At 71.0% G+C, this 25,091-nt stretch carries 20 protein-coding genes; 12 read left to right on the forward strand and 8 right to left on the reverse strand.

Features of this window, described 5'->3' with window-relative positions; all coding sequences use genetic code 11:
• Positions 1-1,671 (reverse strand): type I polyketide synthase (locus FDO69_RS39670; RefSeq protein WP_267896284.1); only part of this gene is annotated, 1,671 nt, incomplete at its 3' end.
• Between the two features lie 230 nt (positions 1,672-1,901).
• Between FDO69_RS39670 and FDO69_RS39675 the strand changes: the two genes are divergently transcribed.
• From FDO69_RS39675 to erm, 6 genes are all read left to right on the forward strand, one after another.
• The gene (locus FDO69_RS39675) at positions 1,902-3,113 is read left to right on the forward strand and encodes a cytochrome P450 (protein WP_199838363.1); all 1,212 of its coding nucleotides are present in this window, start codon (positions 1,902-1,904) and stop codon (positions 3,111-3,113) included.
• Between the two features lie 50 nt (positions 3,114-3,163).
• Positions 3,164-3,646, forward strand: coding sequence for a sugar 3,4-ketoisomerase (locus FDO69_RS39680; protein ID WP_234388304.1), 483 nt, complete (start codon positions 3,164-3,166; stop codon positions 3,644-3,646).
• Positions 3,643-4,803, forward strand: coding sequence for a DegT/DnrJ/EryC1/StrS family aminotransferase (locus FDO69_RS39685; protein ID WP_138430285.1), 1,161 nt, complete (start codon positions 3,643-3,645; stop codon positions 4,801-4,803). The genes FDO69_RS39680 and FDO69_RS39685 overlap by 4 nt, the downstream gene beginning before the upstream one ends.
• The gene (rfbA, locus tag FDO69_RS39690; protein ID WP_104788819.1) at positions 4,800-5,804 is read left to right on the forward strand and encodes a glucose-1-phosphate thymidylyltransferase RfbA; all 1,005 of its coding nucleotides are present in this window, start codon (positions 4,800-4,802) and stop codon (positions 5,802-5,804) included. The genes FDO69_RS39685 and rfbA overlap by 4 nt, the downstream gene beginning before the upstream one ends.
• 77 nt (positions 5,805-5,881) lie before the next feature.
• The gene (locus FDO69_RS41490; RefSeq protein WP_240806348.1) at positions 5,882-8,212 is read left to right on the forward strand and encodes an alpha/beta fold hydrolase; all 2,331 of its coding nucleotides are present in this window, start codon (positions 5,882-5,884) and stop codon (positions 8,210-8,212) included.
• Positions 8,213-8,715: 503 nt separating this feature from the next.
• A complete protein-coding gene (gene erm / locus FDO69_RS39700) occupies positions 8,716-9,549 on the forward strand; it encodes an ErmE/ErmH/ErmO/ErmR family 23S rRNA (adenine(2058)-N(6))-methyltransferase (protein ID WP_104788824.1) in 834 nt (277 codons plus the stop codon).
• 57 nt (positions 9,550-9,606) lie between these two features.
• Here erm and FDO69_RS39705 read toward each other — a convergent pair whose 3' ends face one another.
• Complete coding sequence (locus tag FDO69_RS39705; RefSeq protein ID WP_104788827.1) at positions 9,607-10,773, reverse strand: acyltransferase family protein; 1,167 nt, start codon at positions 10,771-10,773, stop codon at positions 9,607-9,609.
• 361 nt (positions 10,774-11,134) lie between these two features.
• On the opposite strand from FDO69_RS39705, the gene FDO69_RS39710 reads away from it, so the two are divergent.
• Complete coding sequence (locus tag FDO69_RS39710) at positions 11,135-12,259, forward strand: IS701 family transposase (RefSeq protein ID WP_159030693.1); 1,125 nt, start codon at positions 11,135-11,137, stop codon at positions 12,257-12,259.
• A gap of 325 nt (positions 12,260-12,584) precedes the next feature.
• Here FDO69_RS39710 and FDO69_RS39715 read toward each other — a convergent pair whose 3' ends face one another.
• The 3 genes from FDO69_RS39715 to FDO69_RS39725 all read right to left on the reverse strand — a co-directional run bounded on the left by FDO69_RS39715 (position 12,585) and on the right by FDO69_RS39725 (position 16,704).
• Positions 12,585-14,372, reverse strand: a complete 1,788-nt coding sequence (locus tag FDO69_RS39715; protein ID WP_159030694.1) for a helix-turn-helix domain-containing protein — start codon at positions 14,370-14,372, stop codon at positions 12,585-12,587.
• A 299-nt stretch (positions 14,373-14,671) separates the two neighbouring features.
• The gene (locus FDO69_RS39720) at positions 14,672-15,307 is read right to left on the reverse strand and encodes a dTDP-4-dehydrorhamnose 3,5-epimerase family protein (protein WP_324828717.1); all 636 of its coding nucleotides are present in this window, start codon (positions 15,305-15,307) and stop codon (positions 14,672-14,674) included.
• Positions 15,308-15,492: 185 nt separating this feature from the next.
• Positions 15,493-16,704: a macrolide family glycosyltransferase gene (locus tag FDO69_RS39725; protein WP_159030695.1), complete on the reverse strand. Its 1,212-nt coding sequence runs from the start codon at positions 16,702-16,704 to the stop codon at positions 15,493-15,495.
• Between the two features lie 234 nt (positions 16,705-16,938).
• Here FDO69_RS39725 and FDO69_RS39730 point away from each other — a divergent pair, with 234 nt between their 5' ends.
• The 5 genes from FDO69_RS39730 to FDO69_RS39750 are packed head-to-tail and all read left to right on the forward strand — an operon-like array spanning position 16,939 to position 21,642.
• Positions 16,939-17,805 carry a 3-hydroxyacyl-CoA dehydrogenase family protein gene (locus tag FDO69_RS39730; protein ID WP_104788835.1) on the forward strand — a complete coding sequence of 289 codons (867 nt, stop codon included), beginning with the start codon at positions 16,939-16,941 and terminating at the stop codon, positions 17,803-17,805.
• Positions 17,802-18,116, forward strand: a complete 315-nt coding sequence (locus FDO69_RS39735; RefSeq protein WP_104788838.1) for an acyl carrier protein — start codon at positions 17,802-17,804, stop codon at positions 18,114-18,116. The genes FDO69_RS39730 and FDO69_RS39735 overlap by 4 nt, the downstream gene beginning before the upstream one ends.
• Positions 18,109-19,239 (forward strand): acyl-CoA dehydrogenase family protein, encoded by a 1,131-nt coding sequence (locus tag FDO69_RS39740; protein WP_104788840.1) that lies wholly within the window; start codon positions 18,109-18,111, stop codon positions 19,237-19,239. The genes FDO69_RS39735 and FDO69_RS39740 overlap by 8 nt, the downstream gene beginning before the upstream one ends.
• 23 nt (positions 19,240-19,262) lie before the next feature.
• On the forward strand, positions 19,263-20,360 hold the full coding sequence (locus FDO69_RS39745; RefSeq protein WP_104788843.1) for an HAD-IIIC family phosphatase: 1,098 nt from the start codon (positions 19,263-19,265) through the stop codon (positions 20,358-20,360).
• A gap of 49 nt (positions 20,361-20,409) precedes the next feature.
• Positions 20,410-21,642, forward strand: coding sequence for a class I SAM-dependent methyltransferase (locus tag FDO69_RS39750; protein ID WP_104788845.1), 1,233 nt, complete (start codon positions 20,410-20,412; stop codon positions 21,640-21,642).
• Positions 21,643-21,781: 139 nt separating this feature from the next.
• Here the strand turns inward: FDO69_RS39750 and FDO69_RS39755 are convergent, their stop codons facing one another.
• The 3 genes from FDO69_RS39755 to FDO69_RS39765 are packed head-to-tail and all read right to left on the reverse strand — an operon-like array spanning position 21,782 to position 25,004.
• The gene (locus tag FDO69_RS39755; protein WP_234388305.1) at positions 21,782-22,789 is read right to left on the reverse strand and encodes an aldo/keto reductase; all 1,008 of its coding nucleotides are present in this window, start codon (positions 22,787-22,789) and stop codon (positions 21,782-21,784) included.
• Entirely contained in the window at positions 22,786-23,838 is a 1,053-nt protein-coding gene (locus FDO69_RS39760) for an NAD-dependent epimerase/dehydratase family protein (RefSeq protein ID WP_170321014.1), read from the reverse strand. The genes FDO69_RS39755 and FDO69_RS39760 overlap by 4 nt, the downstream gene beginning before the upstream one ends.
• Positions 23,835-25,004, reverse strand: a complete 1,170-nt coding sequence (locus FDO69_RS39765) for a nucleotide disphospho-sugar-binding domain-containing protein (RefSeq protein WP_159030696.1) — start codon at positions 25,002-25,004, stop codon at positions 23,835-23,837. Before FDO69_RS39765 ends, FDO69_RS39760 begins: the two co-directional genes overlap by 4 nt.
• Between the last annotated feature and the right edge of the window lie 87 nt (positions 25,005-25,091).

A 25,091-nucleotide genomic window follows, 5' to 3' on the forward strand; every position in this document is an offset into this window, starting at 1 on the left:
GTCGGTGGCGTAGAGCTCGCGGCCCATGCCGGGGTGCTGGGCGCCTTGGCCGGTGAAGAGCAGTGCCAGGCGGCCGTCCGCGTCCGTGCTGCCGATCCGCACGCCCCGGGGAGTCTGCCCGGCGGCCAGTCCGGCGAGGGCCGAGGACAGGTGGTCCGGGTCCCCGCAGGGCACTGCCGCGCGGTGCTCGAACCGGGTGCGGGTGGTGGCCAGCGAGTAGGCGATGTCCAGCGGGTCGGCGCCGGAGTCTTCCAGATGTTTGTGCAGGCGTGCCGCCTGTGCCCGCAGCGCGTGCTCCGAGCGGGCCGACAGCAGCAGCATCGGCGACGCGGAGAAGGTGCCCGCATCCGCCCGCCCCGTTTCGGCCGGCTGCCTCCCTTCGGGCGTCTCTTCCAGCACCACATGGCAATTGGTGCCTCCCATCCCGAACGCGCTGACCCCGGCGAGCAGCGGCCCGCCCCCGGCACCGGGCTCGAGTGCCGCGTGCGCCGTCTGCACCTTCAGCCGCAGCCGCTCCAGCGGTATCGCCGGATTCGGTGCCTCGAAGTTCAGGGACGCGGGCAGCGCCCGTTCGTGCAGGCAGAGCGCGGCCTTGACGAACCCGGCGATGCCGGCGGCGCCTTCCAGGTGCCCGATGTTGGTCTTGACCGAGCCCACCAGGAGGGGCTTGTTCGCAGGGCGTCCGGTGCCGTACACCGTGCCGAGCGCCTGGGCCTCGACCGGGTCACCGGCGGGGGTGCCGGTGCCGTGCAGTTCGACGAAGCGTACGTCCGCGGGGCGTACCCCGGCCTGGTCGCAGGCCGCCCGGAGCACCGCCTCCTGGCCGGCGCGGTCGGGGACGGTCAGCCCAGGGCCACCGCCGTCGTTGCCGGTCGCGACGCCGCGTACGACGCAGTACACCCGGTCGCCGTCGGCCAGCGCGTCGGCGAGCGGCTTGAGGACGACGATGGCACCGCCCTCGCCGCGTACGTAACCGTTGGCGCGGGCGTCGAAGGTGTGGCAGCGGCCGTCGGGCGACAGGGCTCCGGCCCGTTCCATGGCGGCCGAACCCTCCTCGGCGAGGACCAGGTTGACGCCTCCGGCAAGGGCGATCGTGGACGTTTTGCCGCGCAGGCTCTCCACCGCGAGAGCCACGGAGACCAGCGAGGACGACTGGCCGGTGTCGACCACCAGGCTCGGGCCGCGCAGGCCGAGGAAGTACGACAGCCGGTTGGCGATCATCGAGTGCTGCAGGCCGGTGGCGGTGTAGGTGTCGGTGGGGGCACCGGCGCGGTGCAGCAGCGTCGCATAGTCGTCGTTCATGGCGCCGACGAACACGCTCGCCGCCTCGCCGCGCAGTGACTCCGGCACGATCCCGGCGTCCTCCAGCGCCTCCCAGCCCAGTTCGAGCACCAGGCGCTGCTGCGGGTCGGTGGCGGCCGCCTCGCGGGGTGACATGCCGAAGAAGGCGGCGTCGAAGTCCGCGGGCGCGTCGATCGTGCCGCGCCGCCGGCCGTCGGCCGCCGTGACGACCGCGTCGGCCCCGCTGCTCAGCAGCTGCCAGAATTCCGCCGTTCCCGGTGCGCCCGGAAAACGGCAGGACATGCCGATGACAGCGATGGCATCGGACCGGTCTTCGCTTTTCTCCGCGTCCTGCGCCTTTTGCGTGGTGGCGTCACCATGCCCTGCCATGGAGTTCCTGCCTCCCCGATACACGCGCCACCGACGACAGCAGCGATCGGACAGTACTCAACAGCAAGGGGGAGGAGCGGGACAACGCGGCGGTGGCGAATATGTCAGGTCCCGGCGGGAGAGGACTCGGGATCGTAATTGTGTCAGGTCCGTCTTGGCGCGGGGCCGCACGGGTTCCTACGCTCCGCCAGCGTCGAGGGTCTCGAATACTTTCCGCGAGGAGAATGCCGATGGTCGACAGCGTGACCGGGCCGATGGAGCTCAGCAAGGACGCGAATGCCAAGGAGCTGCTCGACTGGTTCAGCCATAACCGGACCCACCATCCCGTCTTCTGGGACGAGGGCCGTCAAGCGTGGCAGGTGTTCCGGTATGACGACTACCTGACCGTCTCGAATCATCCCGAGTTTTTCTCGTCGGATTTCACGGAGGTCGCGCCGACCCCGCCCGAGCTGGAGATGATCCTCGGGCCCGGCACCATCGGCGCCCTGGACCCGCCCGCCCACGGCCCCATGCGCAAGCTGGTCAGCCAGGCGTTCACACCCCGGCGGATGGCCGGTCAGGAACAGCGGATCCGGGTCATCGCCGAGGAACTGCTGGACCGGGTGCGTGGGCAGAAGACCATCGACGTCGTCGGTGACGTCGCCTATACGCTGCCGGTGATCGTCATCGCGGAACTGCTGGGCATCCCCGCCAGTGACCGGGATCTGTTCCGGGAATGGGTCGACACCCTGCTCTCCAACGAGGGCATGGAGTACCCCAACCTGCCCGACAACTTCGCGGAGACGATCGCCCCCGCGCTGCGGGAGATGACCGAATATCTCCTGGGACACGTGCACGCCAAGCGGGATAATCCATCCGGCGACCTGATCAGCGGTCTGGTCCAGGCCGAACAGGACGGGCGACGGCTCACCGACCTGGAGATCATCAATATCGTCGCGCTGCTGCTGACCGCGGGGCACGTTTCGTCGAGCACTCTGCTCAGCAATCTCTTTCTGGTGCTGGAGGAGAACCCGCAGGCATGGGCAGATCTGCGCGCCGACCGTGAACTGGTGCTGGGCGCGATCGAGGAGACGCTGCGCTATCGCAGTCCCTTCAACAATATCTTCCGATTCCTCAAGGAAGACACCGACATACTCGGCCCCACCATGCGGAAAGGGCAACTGGTCATTGCCTGGAGCCAGTCGGCAAACCGCGACCCCGAGCATTTCCCGGACCCCGACACATTCGACATCCGGCGTTCCGGCGGCACCCGGCACATGGCGTTCGGGCACGGTATCCACCACTGTCTGGGCGCCTTCCTGGCCAGGCTCGAAGGCAAGGTGCTGCTGGAACTCATGCTGGAACGGATCGAGGGGTTCCGCATAGATCACGACAACGCCGGCTACTACGAGGCCGACCAGCTCACCGCGAAGTACCTGCCCGTCCACATCGAGTGGCGCTGACGAGAGCCGCCGGCCCCGGGCTTCGCGGTCCGGATGACGGTCGTGGAGCCGTGCCGCCTGAGAGGAGCGCCGCCATCGCTGAGAAGACAGCCGAGCCGTCCAACGCCCATCTGGTCGGCAGGATCAAGCCGTGCCGGTTGATCGGACTCGAACAGCACACCGATCCCAGGGGCAGCCTTTCCGTCGTCGAGGCCGGCACGACCGTGGACTTCGCCATCGAGCGCGTCTACTACATGCACGGCCAGGACGAGTCCTCGCCGCCCCGCGGTCTGCACGCCCACCGCACCCTGGAACAGCTGGTGATCGCCGTGCACGGGTGCTTCTCGATCACTTTGGACGACGGCTTCCACAGCACCACCTACCGGCTCGACGAGCCGGGCGCGGGGCTCTACATCAGCCCCATGGTGTGGCGGGTCCTGAAGGACTTCTCCGCGGACTCCGTCGCCCTCGTGCTGGCCTCGCAGCACTACGAGGAGTCGGATTACTACCGCGACTACGACGCCTTCCTGCGCGACGCCTGGAGCCTGAAGTGAGCGCACCCGCCCCTACCGTGCCCTTCGTCGACCTGAAGGCGACCTACCAGGAGGTGCGGGCCGGCATCGACGCGGCCCTGGCCCGGGTCGCCGCCTCCGGGCGCTACCTGCTCGGCGCCGAACTGGCAGCGTTCGAAGCCGAGTACGCCGCGACCTGCGGCAACGAACACTGCGTCGGCGTCGGCAGCGGGACCGACGCGCTGGAACTGGCGCTGCGCGCCCTGGGGATCGGCCCCGGCGACGAGGTGATCGTGCCCGCACACACCTTCATCGGCAGCTGGCTCGCCGTCTCCGCCGCGGGGGCGCGGCCGGTGCCCGTCGACCCGGACCCGGACGGGCTGTCCATGGACCCCGCCCGCGTCGAGGCCGCCCTCACCCCGCGCACCGCCGCCGTGATGCCGGTCCACCTCTACGGCCATCCCACCGACCTCGACCCGCTGCTGGCCCTCGCCGAACGGCACGGTCTGGCCGTCGTGGAGGACGCCGCCCAGGCGCACGGCGCCCGCTACCGGGGCCGTCGGATCGGCTCCGGCCATGTGGCCGCGTTCAGCTTCTACCCCGCCAAGAACCTGGGCGCCATGGGGGACGGCGGCGCGGTGGTCACCGCAGACGCCGCGCTGGCCGAGCGGATACGTGTGCTGCGCAACAACGGCTGCCGCGAGCAGTACCTGCACGAGGTGCGCTCCCCGCACTCCCGGCTCGACGAGTTCCAGGCCGCCGTCCTGCGGGCCAAGCTGCCGCACCTCGGCGCCTGGAACGCCCACCGGGCCGAGGTCGCCGACCGCTACACCCGCGCCCTCGCCGCCGTCCCCGGTATCACCGTCCCGCCCCGCGCGCCCTGGGCGGACCCGGTGTGGCACCTCTACGTCATCCGCAGCCCCGAACGCGACGCGCTGCGCCGCAGACTCCACTCGGCCGGGGTGGAGACCCACATCCACTACCCCGTACCGCCGCACCGGTCGCCGGCCTACGCCGACGACCCGGCCGGCGGACCGGCGGGCACCCACCCCAACAGCGAACGCCTGGCCGCACACGTGCTCAGCCTGCCCATGGGCCCCCACCTGGGCCAGGACGCGGTCAGCGCCGTGGTGGACGCGGTGCGCGCTGCCGCCGAGGCGGCCGACGACAGGCTCCTGCCGGTGACGGAGCGGCCATGACCGACACCACGTCACGGCGTCCCGGCACCGGCCGCGGCGTCAAGGGGATCATCCTCGCGGGCGGCGGAGGCACCCGGCTGCGGCCACTGACCGGCGTGTTGTCCAAGCAGGTGCTGCCTGTCTACGACAAGCCCATGATCCACTATCCGTTGTCCGTGCTCATGCTGGCCGGCATCCGCGAGATCCTGGTCATCTCCTCGCCCGAGCACCTCGACCTGTTCCGGCGGCTGCTCGGTGACGGTTCCCGGCTCGGCCTGGACATCAGCTACGCCGAGCAGCCCGAGCCCCGGGGCATCGCCCAGGCCCTCACCCTCGGCTCCGGGCACATCGGCGACTCGCAGGTGGCGCTCATCCTCGGCGACAACATCTTCCACGGCCCCGGCTTCTCCTCGGTCCTGCAGGGCAGCATCCGGCACCTCGACGGCTGTGTGCTGTTCGGCTACCCGGTGAGTGACCCGTGGCGCTACGGCGTCGGCGAGATCGACGACCAGGGGCTGCTGCTGTCGCTCGAGGAGAAGCCGTCCCACCCGCGCTCCAACCTCGCCATCACCGGGCTGTACCTGTACGACAACGACGTCGTGGACATCGCCGCGGACATCAGGCCGTCCGCGCGTGGCGAACTGGAGATCACCGACGTCAACCAGGTGTACCTGGAACAGAAGCGGGCCCGGCTGATCGAACTGGGCCGCGGCTTCGCCTGGCTCGACATGGGCACGCACGACTCCCTCCTCCAGGCCGGCCAGTACGTACAGCTGCTGGGACAGCGCCAGGGCGTGCGGATCGCCTGCGTCGAGGAGATAGCGCTGCGCATGGGGTTCATCGACGCGGACGCGCTGTTCGCGCTGGGCCGGGAGTACGGCAACTCGACGTACGGCGCCTACCTGATGGAGGTGGCCTCCCGCACGGCCGACGAGGGCGCCCTCACCGATGGCTTCACCGAGGCCCGGCGACCAAAGAGCGCCCAGCGGACGTGGTGGCAGCCCCCGAGGAAAGGACGATGACCCCCGTGTCGACATCTGCGGATCTGCGTAACCTGTGCGACCTGTGGCTCCGCCGGTACCGTCCGAGCACCGCGCCCGTGGCACGGCTGGCTTGCTTCCCGCACGCGGGCGGCTCGGCGAGTGCCTTCCTGCCGCTGATCCGGGAGCTGCCCCAGGAGGTCGAGGTGCTCGCCGTCCAGTACCCGGGCCGACAGGACCGCCGGGCGGAGCCGCTGGTCGACAGCATCGAGCAGCTGGCCGCCCCGCTCGCCGACGTGCTCCAGGCGCAGACCGGACCGCCCCTGGTGTTCTTCGGGCACAGCATGGGGGCCACCGTCGCCTACGAGGTGGCGCGCATCCTGGAACAGCGGGGGACAGGGCCTGCCGCGCTCGTGGTCTCCGGCCGCCGGGCCCCCACCGTGAACACCGTCAGCGCGGTGCACCTGTATGACGACGACCGGCTCATCGACGAACTGCGCTCCCTGGACGGCACGGACAGCAGCCTGCTCACCGACCCCGAGTTGCTGGAGCTGGTCCTGCCCGCGATCCGCAACGACTACCGCGCCGTGGGGCACTACGTGCACCGTCCCGGCACGCCGCTGTCCTGCCCGCTGACCGTCCTCACCGGCGTCGACGACCCCAACGTGAGCGCGGCGCAGGCAGCGGCCTGGAGCCAGGTGGCCGCCGCCGCCCCCCGCGTGCACACCATGCCGGGCGGTCACTTCTTCCTGTTCGAACGGCCGGCGGAGGTCTGCGCGGCTGTCGTGGGCGCGATCTCTGCCGTACTCCCGGCGGGAACGCCGCCCCTGCCGCCGGCCACCCCGGGACGCCGATACACAACACCGGGACACACGGCGGCGACTGCCGGACTCCCCGCCGGGATCCCGGAACCCCCGGCAGGGGCCCCAGGACCTGCCCGAGCCGGGGCCTCGGGGCCTGCCCGGACCGGGCGCCCCTCGGCGCGGACGGATGGCAGGCGCGTGCGGCGGCCGGAGCCGGGGGCCGCGTCCGGCACCGACTACGTCGACAGGCGGCGCACCGCCGAGCGAGTGCGTGTGTCGGCCGACGCGGCCGACAGCCGGGTGCACCCGATGGCAAAGGTGCCCGGATGGCTGGACGACTACGCACGGGCCCACCACTTCCACGCCGAGCCGATCCCCTTCGACCGGCTCCGGCGGTGGTACTTCGAACCCGGCACCGGCGACCTGCGCCACGAGACCGGCCGCTTCTTCGCTGTCGAGGGGCTGCGCACCGGCTCGGACAGCGACCCCGCCGACCGGGTGCAGCCGATCATCGCGCAGCCCGAAGTGGGGCTGCTGGGCATCCTGGCCCATGAGTTCGACGGAGTTCTGCACTTCCTGATGCAGGCCAAGCCCGAGCCCGGCAACGTCAACGGGCTGCAGCTGTCACCCACCGTGCAGGCCACCCGCAGCAACTTCGACGAGGTGCACCACGGCCGCCCGACCCCGTTCCTCGACTGGTTCATCCAGCACCCGGGCCGGCGCGTGCTGGCCGACAGCATCCAGTCCGAACAGGCCGACTGGTTCCTGCACAAGCACAACCGCAACATGGTCGTGGAGACCGACACGGTGGTGGAGGCGGACGACGCCTTCCGCTGGCTGACGCTCGGTCAGATTCGGCAGCTGATGCTGCGGGACGACCTGGTCAACATGGACACCCGCAGCGTCCTGGCCTGTCTGCCGACCGCGGGCGGGGCCTGCCACGGGGACGGCACGCCGGACAGCGGGGAGGAGTTCGCGGGCGCGCTGCGCAAGTCCTTCTACGGCGAGGCCGAGCCGCTGTACGAGGCGCACGCCATCACTGGCTGCCTCACCGATGTGCGGGCGCTGCGCATCCTGCGTCAGCAGACGGTGCCGCTGGAGCAGGCCTACGCGCACGGCTGGGAGCGGACGGAGACCACGATCCGGCACCGCGACGGGCGGCACTTCGAGATCATGGCCGTCGACGTCAAGGCGGAGCGGCGTGAAGTGGCCTCCTGGACCCAGCCGTTGCTGCGGCCCTGTTCCCAGGGGCTGGTGGCCCTGATCACCCGCCGCTTCGACGGCGTGCTGCACGCCCTGGTGGCAGCCCGGTCCGGCGCCGGGACACTGAACGTCGCCGAGTTCGGCCCGAGCGTGCAGTGCAGGCCGGCCGAGTTGTCCGCAGACGCACCCCCCTACCTCGACTACGTCCAAGCCTGCGGGACCGACCGGATCCGGTACGACGTGATCCATTCCGAGGAGGGCGGCCGGTTTTATCACGCGCGCAATCGCTACCTCGTGATCGAGGCCGGTGCGGAAATCCCGGCGGACTGCCCGCCCGGTTTCCGGTGGGCGACCTTCGGACAGCTCACCGATCTGCTTGCGCACGGAAATTACCTCAATGTCGAGCTCCGCACGCTCATCACCTGCGCCCACGCGACCTACTAGACGAGCGCTCCCTCCACAGCCCGGTCGCGCCAGGCGGCCGGTGACCTGGCGACGGGTGCGCCGGTGGTGCGGTCATGCCGAACGGCGCAGGTCAGCACCCGGATCCGCCGGGCCGCACGAACACCGGCGCCCTCGATGGCGCGACCACTGCTGCTTTGGATCGAGTCGGCCCTCAAGGGTGCCGTCAACCGACTCGATCGACTGCCGCACGGTCCCGGCAGGGATCTCGCGCATTCGCCCGCACGGCGGGGGCCTCTCACAGACCGGTGTCCGCTGCCGGCGCCGCGCCGCCCCCGCAGCCGCATCCCTGCCCCTGGGCTGCGGCCGCTTCAGGCTTTCCGACGCCGCGGCTTGATTTCGCCTCCACGGGGGTGTGCATGGTGGCAGCGAAGGTAAAGGGAGGTTAAGGTGTCGGTCCGCCGGGATTCCTGTACGTAATGGCTGCGCTCCTGAAGCGCAAACCAAGGAGACGCATGGCTGAAAAGAGGCCAGGACGCGGGCGCATGGCCGCAGCGCGTACAACCGGGGCGCAATGGCGTAAAACGGCGCAGCAGTCGGGCCGGAGTGAAGCCGACCGCAGACGAAGAGTTCACGGGCAGAATTTCCTCATCGACCGGGAAACAGTTCGGCGGTTTGTGCGTTTCGCCGATCCGGACCCGGGGGAGGTCGTTCTCGAGGTCGGTGCCGGTAATGGCGCGATCACGCGCGAGCTGGCGCGATCATGCCGACGCGTGGTGGCGTATGAAATCGACCGGCACTTCGCGGACCGATTACGGGAGGCGACCGCCGAGGATTCGCGGATCGAAGTCGTCGCCGGCGACTTCCTGAAGTCCTCGCAGCCCAAGGTCCCGTTCTCCGTGGTCGGCAATATCCCGTTCGGCAACACCGCGGACATCGTGGACTGGTGCCTGAACGCGCGGCGGCTGCGTACGACCACCCTGGTCACCCAGCTCGAATACGCCCGCAAGCGCACCGGCGGCTACCGGCGCTGGTCACGGCTTACCGTGGCCACCTGGCCCGAGGTGGAATGGCGGATGGGCGAGCGGATCAGCCGCCACTGGTTCCGGCCCGTCCCCGCCGTCGACTCCGCAGTACTACGACTGGAACGACGACCGGTGCCGCTGATCCCGCCCGGTCTGATGCACGACTTCCGGGACCTGGTGGAGACCGGGTTCACGGGCAAGGGCGGTTCGCTGGACGCCTCGCTGCGCCAGCGCTTCCCGGCCCGGCGGGTGGCCGCCGCGTTCCGCAGGGCCCGCCTGGAGCAGGGCGTGGTCGTCGCCTACGTCACCCCTGGCCAATGGCTCACACTCTTCGAGGAACTCCGCGGGCGCTGACGCACATGAGTGCGGGGCGCACCCCCGGGCGCGCCCCGCACCGTCGTCCCGCGCCGGCTACGGAGTGCCGGACGGGGCGGGTTCGGACCTGGGCGTCGAGCCGGCGTCAGGGGCCCGCCGCGGCCGTCCCAGGGTTCGCATGACCGGCTTCTCCACGAAGAAGTGCAGCAACGCCGACAGCCCCAGCGCCAGCGCGAAGGCGAGCAGGGTCAGCCCGACGGCGGCCGGTGTGTCCCACTGCCGGTAATAGCCCTGCTTCCCGCCGGCGAAGCGGTGCCCGTACTGGATGATCAGGTAGTGGACGAGGTAGAAGGCGAAGGTGAGTTCCCCCAGCAGCACCATCGTCTTCGTCCCCAGCCAGGAGCGGACGCCGCGCACATCACCGACGGCCACCGAGGCGAGCAGCAGCGCGATCACCGGGACCGTCAGCGCACCGGGGTCGTAGTGGTTGGGCACCGCGAACGTCACCGCGAACACCGCTGAGAACAGCGCGACGCAGGCCAGCGGGCGCGGGCCCCTCCAGCGTCCCCGGATCACGATCTGGGCCATGAGCATCCCGAGCACGAACTCCAGCAGCCGGACCGGCGGGAACATGTAGATGAACCACCACCGCAGCTGCGGCATGTCCGGGTCCCACGGCAGTGGCGCACTGGCCGGCAGCAGCAGCGCGACCAGAGGGATGCAGACGGCGACCGCGGACACCGCGGCGGCCCACCGCCACAGCCGGTCCGCACGGACCTTGGTCAAGAAGGCGAACAGGAACGGGAACATGGCGTAGAAGAACAGCTCGCAGGAGAGCGACCACGCCACCGGGTTCATGCTGCCGTACTCGTGGTGGTCGGGGAACCACGCCTGGATCAGCAGCAGGTTCGTGAGCAGCCCGTCCCACACCGACCGGCCCATGTTGGGCTCGTTGAGGGCCAGCACGATCAGCAGCGTCACCAGCAGCACGGGCAGGTGCAGCGAGTACGCGCGGACCGTGCGCCGCCGCCAGAAATTCACCTTGGACCTGTCGGGCAGACCCGCCCAGGTGAGGACGAAACCGCTGAGCATGAAGAAGAACGAGACCGTCAGCGGACCCAGCCGGTTCAGCGGGAACTGCAGCGCGGAGTTGATCTCGGTGTTCTTGAAGAAGGGCTGTGTCGATATATGGGAGGTGAATACCAGCAGAGCGGAGATGAAACGCATCCCGCCGAGCGCGGGAAGATGTTTCGGCAGGGGCATGGGTGACCTCGCGGCGGACGGGCGGGTGGGAGCAGATGTCTAAGGCATCGCACAGCCGCCGGGCAAGGCGTATCTGACAAAGAGTGTGAGCCGCCGCGCGATGGTGGTGTGTTCCCACCGCCGCACGGCCCGCGGCGGTGGTTTCGTCACCGGGCGACGCGGATTTAATCATCCTGAAACACGGATGACGGCTCTTCGCGGCGATGTGGCGCGAGGTGTGCGGGAAGAATTGTGTGGCCTCGGCACCTGGAGTTACGGAACGAATTACCTGAGGCTGGCCAGCAGGTCTTCTCCAGTGGACAAGCGGCTAGTGAGGGTCATGGTGAACAGTATTTCGTGTGTCTCAAAACCGTCGGCCTCCATGTGGGACACCGGTGTCGATGACGACTTCGATACGCACATCTCCGATACCTGCTCGGAGCTGTTCAGTTCGCTGCGCCGGGCCGACCAGCGCAAGAGAGGCGAACAGTACGTCCGTGGTCTGCTCACCGCTCAGGGACGCAAGACCGCCCGCAATCTCGCCGCGTTCGTCGGTGAAGGCGCCGCGGACCAGAACCTCCACCACTTCGTGGCCGGATCGACCTGGGACTGGCGCTCCGTGCGCGCCGCGCTGGCCCGCTACGCCGACCAGACGGTACGCGGGGACGCGTGGGTGATCCGCCCCATGGTGGTCTACAAGGCAGGAGGACGGTCGGTCGGCGTGGGCCGGCGTTTCGTACCCGACCTGGGGCGGGTGGTCAGCTGTCAGCAGAGCTACGGGCTCTGGCTCGCCTCCGACACCATGTCGGCGCCGGTGAGCTGGCACCTGACGCTGGGCTGCGGGCCGGGAGAGCGTCACGACCGGCAGCTGAGCGCGCACGGCGAGGAGGAGGAGCTCGTCGACCTGGTGGCGCAACTCACGCACGCCAACCGGGCGTTGGCGCGTCCGGTGGTGATGGACGCGCGGATCGCCACGCTGCCCCGGCTGGTTCGGGCGCTGTCCGCGGCTGATCAGTCGTTTCTGTTAAGGGTGAGCGGCGATCTTCCGCTCGCCCTCGCCGGCAGCCGGGGCCAGCCGGACCGGCGTGCGCAGGTCTCGCCCGCCCAGCACCTCATGGAACAGCTCAAGCGGCTCAGGCGCCCTGTGGAGTGGCAGGGCTCCGTCAGCTTCGTCGCCCCGTGCAACGTGGTGCTGACCGATCAGCTGCCGCAGCGCACGCTCCTGCTGCTCGGGGTGTGGCGCGCCAACCGCAGGCGACCCGCGGACCTGTGGCTCACCGACCTCACGTCCTGGAACCGTGGCGCACTGCTGCGGCTGGCCATGCTGACCTGCCGCGTGGACGCCGACTTCGCCCGCGTCAGCCTGGGCGTCGGCATCCGCGACTTCGAGGGCCGCTCCTTCCAGGGCTGGCACCGTCACGTGACACTGGCCTCGATAGCCCACGCCCTGAGCCTTTCCCGCACCGGCACCACCCGCACCCCCGCGGCCCCCGCCCTGTCCCGCTGACGGAACACCCCGCCCGGGCGGGGTGCGGGACCTGCCGAGTACGTGGCCGCGTTGCCGGCAGCCCCGCTCGCGGAGCGGGGATGCCCGGGTGGCGGCCCAACTCACCGCCGGCTCCGGTCACTTCTCAAGGCCGCCGGTGCGCGGCCCGCGTGCCGCGCACCCCACGGCACGCACCCGCCCTCCTCGCACCAGGCCCGCCGTGCTTGTCACACCCCGGCCCGCCGGGCGCTCTCCCCGGCCCGCGGGCAAGCCTGCTGCGGGTCGGGGGAGGCGAGGGCTGTCAAGGGCCGCGCACCCCGTCAGGTGCTCGCCGCGGCGCCCTCCCTCAAGCCGCGCCCTGGCGGCCCGACAGGGCCGAGCGGACCTGGTGGAGGCGCAAGGCAAGTTGGATGTCCAGTACGCGGTCCGCGGTCTGCCAGTCCTCGCCGAGGAGTTGGGAGATGCGCTCCAGTCGTCGGGACACGGTGTTCGGATGGACGTTGAGGATGTCCGCGGCGCGGGTGGGACTTCTGCCGGACTCCAGATAAACTCGCAGCGTGCCGACCAAGTCGGTGTAGCGTTCGGTGTCGTAGTCGACGACGTTTCCGATGACCTCGTCGATGTATCCGGGGACGTCGTTGTCCTCGGCCAGCAGCATGCCGAGGAAGCCGAGGTCCGAGGCGCAGGCGGTGCCGCCCTCACCACCGAGCGCGAGCAGGGTCTCCATGCACTGCGTGGCCTCGCGGTACGCCTCGCCCACGGCGTCGACCGTGTCGGCGGGCCCGGCGGCTCCCACGGTGACCGGGTGGTTCAACCGCCCCGACAGTTCCTGCCGGGCATCTTGCGCCGCCGCGTCCGGGTCGTCGCCCGGCACGAGCAGGACGACGGCGTCGTCCCGCGCGCTGCGCAGTCCCCCCAGCCGGCGCGCGTACGCGGTGGCGCACGCCGCGAACTCCTTCGAGACCTGCTGCGGGCCGCGCGCGACGAGCACGACATGCGGGCGCCCCAGCGTGAGGGAGAACATCAGGGCGCGTTCCCGCCTCAGTTCGAGGGAGGGCAAGGCCCCGACGAGCTCGTCGAAGAACTCCTGCCGGTATCGGTCCTTGGCCGGGGTGCCGCGCCGCAACCGCAGATGCAGGGCGAGAGCCTGCGAGATGACGACGAGCAGGGGGGCGACGGCGTGTTCGGCCGTGCCGCCCGTGTCGGCCATCAGGAAGCCGGTGTCCCGCGCCTCGGGGTCCAGCGCGACCAGCCAGAGACCGTCGGTGACGCGGACCGGACGCCCGGAGCTCAGCGCGCCGGCGCAGGCCGTACGCAGGTCGGCGCGGCCGACCCGGCGCAGCCGCCCGTGTTCGGCGAGCGGCTCGCCCCGCACTCCGCAGATGCCCACCCCGCCGCCCAGCGCCTCACCGGCGGTGCGCAGCAGCGCGTCGAGCCCGCTGCCGTCGAGGAGGAGCTCGATGAGGTCCGACTGGAGCCGTGACGAGTCGCGGGCGACCGCCAGCACCGCGCCGGCGCTCGACGCGTTGGCACGCAACTGCCGGATGTCCGAGCGCAGTTCCTCCACCAGCCGGATCCCCTCCATGGTGGCGGCGGCGAGATCGGCGAGCGCCCCCAGCAGGGTGACCTCGTTGGGGCTGAAGTACCGGACCTGACGGTCGGCGATGAACAGCACACCCAGATGGTGTTCACCCACGCGTAACGGCACGCCGAGGACCGCGCGCAGCCCCTCCGCACGGATGACCTCGTCGATGTCGTCCTCGTGCGGGATGCCCGGATCGGCTAGGTAGTCGGAGGCCCAGAAGGGTGCCTGGCGGGCGCGCACCATACCGCCCAGCCCCCTGCCGGCGGGCACCTTGAGCCCGACGAACAGCGGAGTGGCGTTGCCGTCCGCGCTCTCCACCACCATCCCCGGCCCGCCCTCGGCGTCCGCGACGTCCATGAGGATGTAGGAGACGCCCGCCTTGAGCAGCAGCCGGGCCCGGCGGGGCACGGCGTCCAGCAGCTCCCGGTGGTGCCGCGTGGCGGCGAACTCGTGCGCGGCGTCGACCAGCGTCAGCAGCTCGGCCTCGCGGTTGCGGCGGTACTCGATCAGCGAGTGTGCGGTGTGCGCGAGCCGGTTGAGCCGCTCCATATGGCGCAACCGCTTTTCGTCGGCGCCCTGGCGTTCTGCGAGCGCGACGAGATGATCGTATTCTGCCCGTGGTGCGGAGCGGGCCACTAACTCCAGAAATGCTAAGGAGTCTTCTGCCTGGTTTTCGGTGTCTTCGTCTTCCCCGTCCGCAGAAGCCAGGTCACCCATGCACGCCCCTCGTTCCATGCTTTGCTTGGTCTTTAAGCAGGGTAGAGGGCGGTAGTGTGCTTGTCCAGGGGCCCTGGGAATGGGGGAGGTGAGGGATTGTGTGGAATCATTGTATAGGTGTACGCCGATGGCTACCGGTTTTTGGCCGCTTGCTCCGAAGTAGGTGTGTCCGGAAATGAACAGTAGGCCCGCAGGCAATCCTCGTAGGTGGGCAGGAGCCCCCGGTCCGCCGCGGCCTCGAGCGTCGGGGCCGCGGCGTCCCGCGCGGACCGTACCGGGGGCTCCGGCAACTCCCACGGCAGGCCGAGCGCGGGATCGAGCGCGTCGATGTCGATGATGGTGCCGGGGACGTACTCCTGCGTGCACAGGTAGTTCATGCAGGTGTCGTCGGAGAGGGTGAGGTAGGCGAGGCCCAGCCCGTCTGCCAGGCACAGCGCGGTGCCGGAGCGCGCGTCCTGCCGCACCGCGTCGTGGGCTCCGAAGGTCGGCGACCCCACCCGCAGGTCAACGACGACGGTCAGCGCGGCGCCCCGTACACATGTGACGATCTTGCCCTGGCCGGGCGGCAGCGTGGTGCCGTGGATGCCCCGCAGGACGTTGCGCCCGGAGACGGTGAAGTGGACCTGCCGGACCTGCAGGGGCTGCCCGGTGGCGGCCAGCAGCGCCTCGTGCCGCAGCGTCTCGTAGAACAGGCCCCTGTGGTCCGCAATCGGCTCCGGCTCGGCCAGGTAGGCGTCGAGCACCGCCGTCTCGGTGATGAGCATCATGGGCCCCCGGCTGGTCGGAAGTGGTCGCGAGAGGAAAGCGCAAAGTGGTGAAAAGGGCGGTGTGACGAAAAGGCGGGTGAAGAAGGCCCAGGGCTGCGAAGAAGACGTTCCAGGGAACCTGCGCGAAGGGAAAAACCGCTGAGGGGGAGGCGGTCGCGCGCCCGCCGGGGAGGACGGGGCAGCCCTCAGCCGGCCGGGAGCAGCCCTTCGATCGCGTCGGCGGCCGCCGACGCGCCGCCCGCCGCCCGGATCTCGTCCCGCATCCGCCGCAGCCGGTCCGGGATCCCGGGGTCGGCCAGCACCGCGCGGACGGTCTCCCGCAGACTCTCGGCGGTGAGGTCGCAGGCGAGCAGCTGGGCGCCGAGGCCGAATTCGGTGATCCGCCGCGCGGTGGCCCGCGGCTCGGGCATGACCGGCACCGCCACGACCGGGACCTCGTGGGCGAAGACTTCCATGGACGTGCTCATTCCGCCGTGGTTCACCACCAGGGAGGCGTGCGGCAGGACATCGTTGTACGGGACGAAGTCGTGCACCTCCACGTTGCCGGGCAGCGAGCCCAGCTCCAGTGCGGCAAGGCCGCCGCCGAGCACCAGCAGGATGTGCCAGGGCTCGTCACGGAACGCCTCCACGCAGGTGCGGAAGAACTGCGGCCGCGCGTTGTACAGCGTGCCCAGGCTCACCATGATCAGCGTCCGGCCGTCGCCCGGCGGATGCCATGTGCCGTGCAGCGCGACACCCGGCGGGCACGGGCCGACGAAGTGGTGGTCGTCGTCGAAGGTCTCCCCCGCGTACTGGAAGGAGCGCGGCATGTAGAGCAGCGCCGGCCCGCCGTGCAGGACCTCGGTGAAGGCGGCGAGGTCGCCCTTGGCGCCCTGCTCGTGCAGCAGCCGCTCGATGCGGGCGAGCAGATCGCGCAGCGCGGGGTCGTCGGGCGGTGCCGCCGTGTCGACGGCCGGGTGCAGCGACCAGTGCTCGTTGACGGCGTAGGTCGGGGTGCTGCGGATGACCGGGATGTCCCAGCGGTCCGCGAGCAGCCGGCCCGTCCACAGCGAGGAGGGATCGTTCACGATCACATCCGGCCGGTCCCCGGCGAAGACCTGCTCGAGCGCGGGCAGGGTCTGCCGTGTCATGTCCAGCAGCCACTCCAGTACGCGGGTGAACTCGTCCTGGTCGGTGTAGGCGTCGGAGTCCTGCTGCGGCACCATCTGGGCGAGGAACCGCTCCCGGTCCAGCGGGTAGGTGACGACCTCGGCGCCCACCAGGCGGGCCCGCTCCGCGAGGTCACCGGACAGCGCGTAGGTCACCCGGTGCCCGCGCGCCACCAGTTCCTCGGCCACCCCCAGTGTCGGATTCACATGACCGGCGGCCGGCAGGATGAAGAATGCGATATGAGCCACGTGAGAAACTCCGGAAATGTCGGCGGCAACTGGCCGACGGAATCTTGAGCGCGGGAACGGGAAAACACAAGACCGAGATGACATAGTTCCCCGAATTGCGGCCGGAGGGGGCCTCGGCGGTCCCCATCTGACAGAGTCCCGATAGGTTCGTGGTTCGCGTGCCCGGCGCGGGAGACAATCTCGAAATCCGCCGTGGATTTCTGAGAAACAGCGTCCGGGAACTGGAGGGTTTCGGTGTCCGACAACAATTCGGATGAGTCGCTCGCCGTGGTGGGGGCGGGTGTGATGGGCACGGCCGTCGCGGCGCTCGCCGTCGGTTATGGACATACGGTGACATTGATCGACAGCTCACCGCGGGCGCGCGAGGACGCCCCCGACCGGGTCCGGTTCCAGCTGCGTACCGCGCGGATGATGAACGCGCTGCCCGAGGACCGGCCCCCGGGATCGCTCACCGTGGCCGGCACGCAGGACGCCGCGGCGGGAGCGTCCGCGGTGATCGAGGCGGTCACGGAGGACCCGAAGGAGAAGGCGGCGGTGCTGGCCGGCCTGGCCGCCGCGACGGGCCCCGGCACGCTGCTGGTCAGCAACACCTCCGGCGTTCCCATCGAGGAGCTGGGCGAGGCGGTGCCGCACCCCGAGGACCTGGTGGGGGTGCACTTCATGAACCCGGCCTACCTCATCCCGACCGTCGAGGTGATCCTCGGGCCGCGCACCGGCGACGCCGCGGCGACGAGCGTGCACACGCTGCTGGCCGGTCTCGGCCGCCGGGGCATCGCCGTCGGCGACGGACCCGGATTCGTCACCAGCCGACTGCTGCATCGGATGATCAACGACGCGATCGAGCTGGTACGGGAGGGCCGCGCCACCCCCGAGACGGTGGACGCGCTCATGCGCGACTGCATCGGCCACCGCACCGGGCCACTCGCCACCGCCGACCTGATCGGCCTGGACAATCTCGCCGACTCGCTGCAGGTGCTGCACGACAGGACGGGCGACACGGCCTTCCGCCCGAGCGAACTGCTCCTGGCGAAGGTCCGGCGGGGCCACCTCGGCCGCAAGAGCGGCCGGGGATTCTACGACTACGAGGAGGCCATACGATGACCACGCCCTCCGGCCGGACGGACGCCGCTCACACGGCAGGCCCGCTACCGAGCGACGAGGACGTCGCCGCCGAGCTGCTGGACTTCCTTGCGCAGCGCACCCGCACCCGCTGGGAGCCCGACCAGGACCTGTTCGCCGTCGGCGGCATGTCCTCCCTGTTCGCCATGCAACTCGTCGTCCACCTCGAACAGACCTACCAGATCGCCATCAGCGGCGCCGACCTGATGCTCGACAACTTCCGCACGGTCGAAGCGATGGTCCGCCTGGTGAACAAACTGCGCAGCCCCGCCCCCGGATCCACCGGTGAGTGAGACAACGGCCCCTGCCGCCTCAGGCCCGGCACAGCAAGCCGAGGAGCTGTTCACCGAGCTGGTCGGCGACCGTGCCGGTGAATGGGACCGGGCCGGAAAGATTCCGCGGGAGGTGCTGCGCGAGCTCGGGGCCCGGGGACTGCTGTGCGCGCAGGCACCCGGCATACACGGCGGACTCGGCTACACCAGCAGGCGCAACGGGGCGCTCACCGCCCATGTGGGTTCCCTGTGCAGCTCGTTGCGCAGCGTCATGACCTCCCAGGGCATGGCCGCCTGGACCCTGCGCCGCCTCGGCGACGCCGGACAGCAGGCCGCCCTCGTGCCCCGGCTCACCGGCGGTGAACTGGCCGCCGTGGCCTTCAGCGAAACGGAGGCGGGCAGCGACCTGTCCGCCCTGACCACCCGTCTGACCCGGTCCGGCGACGAGGTCGTCGTCGACGGCGCCAAGGTGTGGACGACCAACGCGGCCTACGCGGACCTGATTGTGGTGTTCGGCCGCACCGAGGACGGAGTCGGCGCCGTCGTCGTGCCCGCCTCCGCGCCCGGCGTACGGATCGAGCCGATCACCGACGCACACGGCTGCCGGGCAGCGGGACACGCCCACATCCGCCTGGACGGCGTCCGGGTACCGGCCGACGCCCTGCTGCGGGGCGTCGACCGCAGCTCCGCCCTGCTCGTCACCACGGCGCTGAGCTACGGACGGATGTCCGTGGCCTGGGGATGCGTGGGCATCCTGCGCGGTTGTCTGACCGCCGTCGTACGGCACGCCGTCGGCCGCAAGCAGTTCGGCGCCCGGCTGGCCGACCACCAGCTCGTCGCCCGGCACCTCGCCGAACTGCTGATCGCCGAGCAGAACGCGGCCCGGGCCTGCGAGCACGCCAGCGACCTGTGGGACAGCGGCAGCCCCGACCTGGTCACCGCCGTCGTCCTGGCCAAGCACGTAGCCGCCACCGGCGCCGCGGCGGGCTCGGCACGGGCCATGCAGGTGCTGGCCTCCGCCGGCGCCCACGACGGGCACGTGGTGGCACGGGCCCACCGCGACGCCAAGCTCATGGAGATCATCGAGGGAAGCAGCGAGATCTGCGAACTCATTCTGGCCCAGCACGCGGTGGCGACCGCGTGACGACGTCCTGGGGAGGGGACACCATGCGCCGTGACGACACCACCACGACCACGAACACCACCGCGCCCACCGTCAAGTGTCTGGTCTGGGACCTCGACAACACCCTGTGGCAGGGCACGCTCCTGGAGCACGGCGAGATCCGGCTGCTGCCGGGCCTGCGCGACACGCTCGCCGAACTCGACGCGCGCGGCATCCTCCACTCCGTGGCCAGCAAGAACGACCACGACCACGCCTGGGAGCAACTCCAACGGCTCGGCCTCGCAGAGTACTTCGTGCTCCCGCGCATCGGCTGGGGCCCCAAGTCGGCGTCCGTCCGCTCCATCGCCGAACGGCTCAACTTCTCCCTCACCACCATGGCGTTCATCGACGACCATCCGGTCGAGCGGGCCGAGGTCGCCTACACCCTGCCCGAGGTCCGGATCTACGACGCCGAGCAGGCCCCGCACCTCGCGGCCCGCCCGGAGTTCACCCCGGCCACCGTCACAGTCGACTCACGGCGCCGCCGGTCGATGTACCAGGCGTCGTTCCGGCGTGACGCCGAGCGGGCCGAGTTCACCGGGCCGGACGCGGACTTCCTGCGGTCGCTGGACATCAGGATGCGCATCGGCCGCGCCACCCCCCAGCAGCTGTCCCGGGCCGAGGAACTCACCTTACGCACCAGCCAGATGAACGCCACCGGCGTCCACTACTCCGCAACCGACCTGCGGGACCTGATCGACGACCCCGGGCACGAGGTCCTCGTCGTCACCCTCAGCGACCGCTTCGGCCCCTACGGCGCGGTCGGTGTCGTCCTGCTCCAGCGCCTCCCCGACAGCTGGCGGATCAAGCTGCTCGCCACCTCCTGCCGGGTGGTGTCACTCGGCGCCGGCGCGGCGATCCTGCGCTGGCTCACCGATCAGGCCCACCGCGGCGGAGTCCACCTGAACGCCGACTTCCGCCCCACCGAACGCAACCGGATGATGGAAGTGGCCTACCGCTTCGCCGGCTTCACCGACGAACCCTGCCCCTGCCAGGCCGCCCTGGAGCGCACCGCCGGCATCAGCCCGCTGCACCTCGTGCCCTCTCCGCAGCCCGCCGCCGACACCCTCCGCCTGGAGGCTTGCGAACTGGCGCGCCCCTGAGCCGACGCCAACGCACGCCGCCACCGCCGAGCGCCCCGAAAGGACCCCGATGATCGTCACCGCGTGCCGCATCTGCGCCAACAGGGAGCTGCTGCCCGTACTGGACCTGGGAGAACAGGCACTCACCGGGGTGTTCCCGATGCGCCGCGACGAGGCCGTCCCCTCGATCCCGCTGGAACTCGTCAAGTGCTCGCCCCAAGGCTGCGGTCTGGTGCAGCTGCGCCACACACCGGACCCCGGCCTGATGTACGGCGAGGGGTACGGATACCGGTCCGGCATCCGGCCCTTCATGATCAACCGCCTGCGCGGCAAGGTCGCCGCCGTCCGTGAACTGGCCGACCCCGGCCCCGGTGACCTCGTCGTCGACATCGGCAGCAACGACGCGACGCTGCTGCGCGCCTACCCCGCCGACGGGCCCCAACTGGTCGGCATCGACCCCACCGGCGCGAAGTTCCGCGAGCTGTACCCGCCCAACGCCGAGCTGATCACCGACTACTTCTCCCGCGAGACCTTCGCGAACCGGTTCGGGGCGCGGCGCGCCAAGGTCGTCACCTCCATCGCGATGTTCTATGACCTGCCGGACCCGATGGGCTTCATGCGCGACGTGCGCGACATCCTCACCGAGGACGGGATCTGGCTTCTGGAACAGAGCTATCTGCCCGCCATGCTGGAGGCCGACGCCTACGACGTCGTCTGCCACGAGCACTTGGAGTACTACGCGCTGCGGCAGATCGAATGGATGGCGCAGCGGGCCGGCCTGACCGTGATCCGTGCCGAACTCACCGACGTGTACGGCGGCAGCCTCTGCGCGATCCTGGCCAGGAACGAAACCCGCCACCGCCGGGACGAGGCGGGCCTGGCCCGGATCCGCGCCCGGGAGAGCGAACTCGGGCTCGACACGATGGCGCCCTTCGAGACGTTCGCCCGGCGCGTGCGCGATCAGCGGGACACCCTGCGGGAGTTCCTCGCCGCCTCCCGTGAGGCCGGCCTGCTCACCCTGGGATACGGCGCCTCCACCAAGGGCAACGTCATCCTGCAGTACTGCGGGCTCACCGAGGCGGACCTGCCCTGCATCGGCGAGGTCAGCGCCGAGAAGGCGGGCCGCTTCACACCGGGCACGGGCATCCCCATCGTCCCGGAGGCGGAAGCCAAGGCCCAAAAACCCGACCAGCTGCTGGTCCTGCCGTGGATCTACCGGGACGGCTTCGTGGAGCGCGAGCAGCAGTTCCTGGACAACGGCGGCCAACTGGTCTTCCCACTGCCGCGGCTGGAGGTCGTATAGCGGCAGGGGCCACGCCCCCCTCCCGCACGGTTCACCTCTGCCCGGCGCCCCTGACCGCCCCGCCCCGTCGTTCTCGGGCGGGGCGGCCTGGCGTTCACACAACCACCCGGGGCCGCCCCGGGGCCGCCCGGTCCCCGGCTCAGGCGATCCAGGCCTCCGGGGCCTTTCTGCCGTTGCCCACGGCCGGGAAGATGGCGTCCAGGGCGGCCAGCTCGGCCTCGCCCAGAACCAGGTCGAGGGCGCGCAGGGCGGAATCCAGATGCTGTGTGGTGCGCGGCCCGATCACCGCACCGCTGATACCGGGCCGGGACAGCACCCACGACAGTCCGACAACGGCGGGATCCTCGCCGATCTTCTCGCAGAACCGCTCGTAGGCCTCGACCGAGGACCGCACCTCCGGCAGCAGACGCTGGGCCCGTCCCTGCGCCGACTTCACCGCCGTACCCGCCGCGAGCTTGCGCAGCACCCCGCTGAGCAGACCCCCGTGCAGCGGCGACCAGGCGAACACGCCGAGGCCGTAGGCGCGGGCGGCGGGCAGCAGTTCCAGGTCGGCATGGCGCACGGCCAGGTTGTACAGGCACTGCTCGGCCACCAGCCCGAACGACTGCCGGCGCATCGCGCACTCCTGCGCGGCGGTGATGTTCCAGCCGGCGAAGTTGGACGAGCCCACGTACCGGACCTTCCCGGACGTCACCAGCTGGTCCATCGCCTGCCAGATCTCGTCCCACGGCGCGGACTGGTCCACCCGGTGCATCTGGTACAGGTCGATGTGGTCCAGCTTCATCCGCCGCAGCGACTGCTCGCAGGACGAGATGATGTGCCGGGCCGACAGACCGCCGTCGTTGACCCGCCTGCTCATCTCCTCGCCCACCTTCGTGGCGATCACGATGTCCTCGCGCGGTACGCCGCTGCGGGCCAGCCACCGCCCCAGCAGTTCCTCGGTGTGCCCCTTGTGGACGCGCCAGCCGTAGATGTCGGCGGTGTCCACGCAGTTGATGCCCCGGTCCAGGGCCTCGTCCATGAGGCGGATGGCCGCGGAGTCCGGGACCCGCCCGCTGAAGTTCACCGTGCCCAGCCACAGCCGGCTCACCAGCGTCGCGCTGCGCCCCAGCCGGGTGTACCGTCCCTGTCCGCGTTTGTCGCTCACTTCCGGATCCCGCCCTTCGATCGCGCTGTTGTCGTCGTGGCCGTGGTGGCCGTGGTAGCAGTCGTGGCCGTCATGGCCGTCACCAGATCGTCCAGCCCCTCTCGCAGCGGCACCCGGGGGCGCCAGCCCGTCGCCGCGCGGAAGACGGAAGGGTCGCAGCGCGGACTGTGGAAGTCGCCCGTGTCGGCGTACTGCGGGGGGTCCACGGAGACGACCGGGGCCGGCGCCCGTCCGGTGTGCTCGGCGACGAGCCCGGCGACGTCGCGGAAGACCTCACCGAGCCGCACCATGGCGCCGGTCCCGACGTCCCACGGCGCGCCGCCGCGCGCCGCGTCCACCCGCGGCAGCGCGGCGACGAACGCCCGGGCCGCGTCCTGCACATGGAGGAAGTCGCGCCTTACCGAGCCGTCGTGCCACATCGTGAGGGGCTCACCGCCGATCGCCCGCCGGGTCATCGCGGTGAGCACGCCCCGCCCGACGGAGCCCGTCGGCGTGCTTCGGCCGAAGACGGTGGCGAGCCGCAGCACCGCACCGCGGACCATCCCCTCGGACGTCGCCCGCGCCAGCACCCGCTCGGCGGCGATCTTCTGGCGCGCATACGGCCCCGGCCCGCTACCGCCCGCCGCCGCGGCCTGCACGGTGCTGGCGAAGACCAGCGCCGGCGGTGTTCCCGCGCCGCCGCCCAGTGCCCCGACGACGTCCCGCATCAGGGCGGCGGCCACGTCCTGCGACCCCTCCGCGGCCGATCTCCACGACCGCGCCCCGCCGATCTCGGCGGCGAGGTGGATCACCGCGTCCGCGCCGGCCACGGCGTCACCGGCCGCACCCGGGCGGGTCAGGTCCGCTCGGCACACCGTCAGGTCGGCGGCACCGGCTGCCATGTCCGCCCCGACCGGTTCGGTGCCGCGTGTCACCACCCGCACCCGTACCGGGAGATCGGCGAGTTCGCCGACCACGGCGGACCCGATGTAGCCGGAGGCCCCGAGCACGGTGATGAGCGGCCCGCGCGGGTGGTTCGAGCGGTTGAGCGGTTCGAGGTCGGTCCTCACCGCGTACCTCCTGCGAGGCGTTCCAGCAGGGCGACGGCGTCCGCGGGCGCCGGCATCAGCGCCATGTCGTCGGCGAGCCGGTCCGTTGCCTTCGCGTACGCGGGGTTTCCGAGCAGTTCGGCGCAGCCCGCCGAGACGGCCGCGGGTGTGGCGTGTGAGGGCGGGATGAGCACGGCGGCGCCCGCCGCGGACAGGGCCTGGGCGTTGTCGAACTGGTCGTCCAGGTGCGGCACGACCACCTGGGGCGCACTTGCGGCGACCGCGGTCAGCGCCGTTCCCTGCCCGCCGTGCGTCACCACCGCGTCGCAGGCCGGCAGCACGTCGGCCAGCGGCAGCCGCCCGGCATGCCGTACGGCGGGGGGCAGCGGCGGCCAGCCGACGACGATGTCGTCGTCCACCGCCACCACCAGATCGGCGTCCAGCCGGGTCAGTTCATCGATCAGGGCGGTGATGCGGCCGGGCGCTCCGCTCGCCCCGTAGCGGGGCAGGAGGGTGCCGAGCGTCACGCAGATCCGGGGTCTGTCGCGCCGTTCGAACAGCCAGTCCGGCAGGGGCGCGTCGCCGTTGGCTGCGACATGCCGGACACCGTGGTGGCCGACGGCGTGGGCCGCGCGCAGACCTGCCGGCCACGGGTCGAGGACGAGGGCCGGCTCCGGTGGTTGGGGGATGCCGAGCCGGTCCAGTTCCGGGGCGAGTTCGACGTCGGCGGCGTCACGGTACTCGCGCAGCTCGGAGACCGACCAGTGGTACCGCACCCACGGGATGCCGAGGGCGGCCGCGGTCAGCGGCCCGGCGGACTCGGCGCGTTCACTGACGATGAGATCGGGGCGCCACGCCCGGGCGAGTCTCCCGATCCCCGCCAGGCTTCCGGCCGCCATGCGTGCCAGCACGCGGCCGTGCGCAAAGCGCTGTCCGCCCCTGTCGTGCGGCATGCCCATGGCGTCCGGCGGGGGCGTACCTTCCGGCGGCGGCTCGTCGACCAGGTCTGTGAACTCGGCGGCCGGACCGCACGAGACGGCGGGCAGTCCCGACCGCAGGGCCATGGGAACGGCGTTGTGCCGGGTCGTCAGCAGCACGTCGTGGCCCGCGGCTCGCAGGGCCCAGGCCACAGGGACGAGGGGAAGCAGATGACCGGCCAGGGGCGCGGTGGTGAAGAGGACCCGCATGTGCGTCTCCAGTCTGGCGTCAGTGAACGGTGCGGGAACGCGTGCTGTCGGTGACGGGGTGGGCCACGGGCGGAGTGTGCCAGGGCG

The organism is Streptomyces tibetensis, assembly GCF_007655005.1.
Classification (GTDB): Bacteria; Actinomycetota; Actinomycetes; order Streptomycetales; family Streptomycetaceae; genus Streptomyces; species Streptomyces tibetensis.

Coding starts and splice junctions, on each gene's coding strand:
- FDO69_RS39675 (WP_199838363.1), top strand. CDS start 1,902: ATGGTCGACAGCGTGACCGGGCCGATGGAGCTCAGCAAGGACGCGAAT.
- rfbA (WP_104788819.1), top strand. CDS start 4,800: ATGACCGACACCACGTCACGGCGTCCCGGCACCGGCCGCGGCGTCAAG.
- erm (WP_104788824.1), top strand. CDS start 8,716: ATGGCCGCAGCGCGTACAACCGGGGCGCAATGGCGTAAAACGGCGCAG.
- FDO69_RS39705 (WP_104788827.1), bottom strand. CDS start 10,773: ATGCCCCTGCCGAAACATCTTCCCGCGCTCGGCGGGATGCGTTTCATC.
- FDO69_RS39710 (WP_159030693.1), top strand. CDS start 11,135: ATGTGGGACACCGGTGTCGATGACGACTTCGATACGCACATCTCCGAT.
- FDO69_RS39715 (WP_159030694.1), bottom strand. CDS start 14,372: ATGGAGCGGCTCAACCGGCTCGCGCACACCGCACACTCGCTGATCGAG.
- FDO69_RS39720 (WP_324828717.1), bottom strand. CDS start 15,307: ATGATGCTCATCACCGAGACGGCGGTGCTCGACGCCTACCTGGCCGAG.
- FDO69_RS39735 (WP_104788838.1), top strand. CDS start 17,802: ATGACCACGCCCTCCGGCCGGACGGACGCCGCTCACACGGCAGGCCCG.
- FDO69_RS39745 (WP_104788843.1), top strand. CDS start 19,263: ATGCGCCGTGACGACACCACCACGACCACGAACACCACCGCGCCCACC.
- FDO69_RS39750 (WP_104788845.1), top strand. CDS start 20,410: ATGATCGTCACCGCGTGCCGCATCTGCGCCAACAGGGAGCTGCTGCCC.
- FDO69_RS39765 (WP_159030696.1), bottom strand. CDS start 25,004: ATGCGGGTCCTCTTCACCACCGCGCCCCTGGCCGGTCATCTGCTTCCC.